Origin of the sequence: Paeniroseomonas aquatica, from assembly GCF_030409335.1 — a bacterium.
GTDB classification, from domain to species: domain Bacteria; phylum Pseudomonadota; class Alphaproteobacteria; order Acetobacterales; family Acetobacteraceae; genus Belnapia; species Belnapia aquatica.
The window spans coordinates 1-1,818 of record NZ_JAUFPN010000083.1 but is presented as its reverse complement, the minus strand read 5'-3'; the positions used below and the strand labels follow the sequence as shown (position 1 = coordinate 1,818).

The window sequence follows — 1,818 nt, the reverse complement described above, 5'->3', positions numbered from 1 at the left end:
CGGCCGAGATCAGGGCGGTCACCACCGGAGCGCTGCCATTGTAGTGCACCGGAGATGCCGCGAAGCCGACGCGCTGGCGGAAGGCCTCCCCCGCGAGGAGCTGCGGCGAGCCAACCCCTGGGGTGGGGTACAGAACCTCGCGTCCTGCCTCACGCAGTGCGCCTATCATACCGCGCAAGTTCCGAAACGGCGAACTCGCCGGGACGGTCAGCACAAGCGGCGTCGCCGCGATGAGNGTCGGCCAACGGGTTGTAGCCAAGATTCCGTTCGATCGTCGGACTAATGGCAAGCGGGCCGCTGCTGCCGAGGAGTAGGGTGTAGGGGTCCTCTTTCGCGCGGGCGACGAAGGCCGTGCCGATGTTCCCACCGGCACCCGGCCGAGAGTCCACGATGAAAGGCTGCCCCATGCTGCCCTGCAACTTGGCGGCAAGCAACCTCGCTAAAGTGTCGACAATGCCGCCAGGCAAGAAGGGAACCACAATGCGCACGGGGCGCGTCGGGTAAGGGCTGCCCTCCTGCGCGCCAGCCTGAGCTGTTGAGGCGAGTAGCGCCGCGGCACCTGTCAGCGCCGCGCGCCGGCCTATGGTGGAGCGCGCACGGATCACTGAGGCTGCAGTACGAACTTGAGTGTGGTTTCCCGGGTCACGATGCCGCCGCGGTCGCCCACCGTGAGCGATCCGTACCGCTGTGCGAAGGCCGGTGGCAGCGGGCGCGCCTCCTTCGGCGCGAGCCACAACCGCAACAGGTGCCGCCGCCGCTCCGGTTCCGGCCAGTCTTCGAAATCACCACGGCTGTGCAGGACGGTGTGATTGTGCACCAGCTGGATATCGCCGGGTAGGAACTCCATCGAGAGGTTCAGCGTCGGGTCATTGGTAAGGGCGTCGAAGTAGTCTAGCGCTTCGCGCTCCACCTCGGTCAGTCGGCGAGCCTGCGGGAAGTTCTGCTGCGCGGAGCGAATGTATTGGCCTGAGTAGATTGTGGTCAGGTGGCCTGCGTGCCAGTTGAACACCGGCACCTCGAACCAGGGCAGCATACCTGGCGGAACCTCACCACGGCGATCGGTAGGAAATGCGTTGAATAGCGCGCGCCAGAGGTCGGGACGGCGGCGCAGCATCTCGTCGTGTAGGGTAACGGAGCTGACGATGCGGCTCTCCCCGCCCGATTTCGAAGGCTTGAGGCAGAGCAGCCCGACGATATCGCAGGAATCCGTGTGGTACTCGAGCGCGCGGTCGGTCTGATAATAACGGACTGTCGGCGTACGGATATCGAGACCCAGATTGCGCACGTGGCCGAGCAAGTGCCCCTTGGCATTCTGCGAACGGAAGCTGCCGATGTGTGAGCCGATCCCGAGGTAGGCGACCGCAGCCTCTTCGGTCGTATAGCGGCCGACCGGCAGGCCACGCAGCATCATAAAGCCGCGCCCATCGAGGAGATCGTCGAGAACACGCGCGAGCAAGCCACCCAGCCTGGGCAAGTGGAAGGTTGTGGATGAGATCTCAGCCATTTCGCGCCCTGCCGCTATGTGGGCCCGGACCGCCGTATCAATCTCTTCGAGATCGGCAGGGGTGAAATGGTGAATCCAGTCGGATCGCGCCGCCATGTCGGCACCCCGCCACGCCGCCGGACCCCCGATCGGGCTTGGCGGCAGAGGCGGTGGCGCGGGGGCGAGGATGGTGGTTTCAGCCTGCGACATTATGCGGCTCCGGTGACGATTTTAACTTCAACAAATAGAAAAGCCGACCGGAACAGAGAAGTCTATTTCATTTATCTTCTATATTGATAAGATATATTAATGAGCAAAAACGTCACGCTTCGCCA

Annotated in this window: 3 protein-coding genes (1 of these 3 only partly in view); all 3 read right to left on the bottom strand. The window is 63.5% G+C overall.

Annotated elements, in window-relative coordinates; all coding sequences use genetic code 11:
* Positions 1-259: the 5' portion of a tripartite tricarboxylate transporter substrate-binding protein gene (locus QWZ14_RS31945; protein ID WP_353959287.1), read on the bottom strand. The gene continues 89 nt to the left of window position 1, outside the view; the window shows 259 of its 348 coding nt (coding positions 1-259); its start codon is at positions 257-259; its stop codon lies off the left edge, out of view.
* A complete protein-coding gene (locus QWZ14_RS31940; RefSeq protein WP_353959288.1) occupies positions 150-479 on the bottom strand; it encodes a Bug family tripartite tricarboxylate transporter substrate binding protein in 330 nt (109 codons plus the stop codon). Before QWZ14_RS31940 ends, QWZ14_RS31945 begins: the two co-directional genes overlap by 110 nt.
* A gap of 122 nt (positions 480-601) precedes the next feature.
* The gene (locus QWZ14_RS08380; RefSeq protein WP_290316180.1) at positions 602-1,693 is read right to left on the bottom strand and encodes a TauD/TfdA family dioxygenase; all 1,092 of its coding nucleotides are present in this window, start codon (positions 1,691-1,693) and stop codon (positions 602-604) included.
* Positions 1,694-1,818 lie beyond the last annotated feature (125 nt).

Excerpts from the sequence above, each read along its gene's own strand:
- QWZ14_RS08380 (WP_290316180.1), bottom strand. The coding sequence starts at position 1,693 with ATGTCGCAGGCTGAAACCACCATCCTCGCCCCCGCGCCACCGCCTCTG.